This is a genomic window from Noviherbaspirillum sp. ST9 (genome assembly GCF_048799745.1).
Taxonomy (GTDB): Bacteria; Pseudomonadota; Gammaproteobacteria; order Burkholderiales; family Burkholderiaceae_D; genus Noviherbaspirillum.
In genome coordinates, this window is the sequence record NZ_JBLWFR010000235.1 from 1 (window position 1) to 501 (window position 501).

General features: G+C 31.7%; 1 protein-coding gene. It reads right to left on the bottom strand.

The window, feature by feature from the left end:
• The coding region (locus ACNOHI_RS25700; RefSeq protein ID WP_420477552.1) for a hypothetical protein at positions 1 to 237 on the bottom strand (237 nt) is incomplete at its 3' end.
• Positions 238 to 501 lie beyond the last annotated feature (264 nt).

The window sequence follows — 501 nt, forward strand, 5'->3', positions numbered from 1 at the left end:
GACCATCATATCATTTTCAATCAAATAGTATTCATCCAACTCTTTGATACTATCGATATCAAAGCCGTTTTGTTTAAAAAAGGCCAAATCTGAACTAATTTCCTGAGACTCTTCCTTTCCTGATACGGATTCGACTTTTTTACATCCATAAAAACAAAGCAGCAAAAACGACAAAAAGCCAATAGTCTTATTAAGACCACTAAAAATTTTGTTAGGCTTCCGCAATGTAAAAATCACATAACTCCTTTTCATAATAGGTTTATTTAATAAGGTGAAACATATAAAACTTATATAACAATAATTCACATTTGTCTTTAAAATACAACAGTAAATACAGCAAGCCCTTAAAATGACGCCTCGGCGAGGTCTCTTTCTACCCACAAGTGTAAAAAGAAAGGAAAAGATCCGAAAAGCGACCATATTAAAATACTTTACTCACAATGGCTTGTTGAAAGTAAGTAAGGCATTTTCTTCATGGCTTATGTTTCATGTAATATAAAA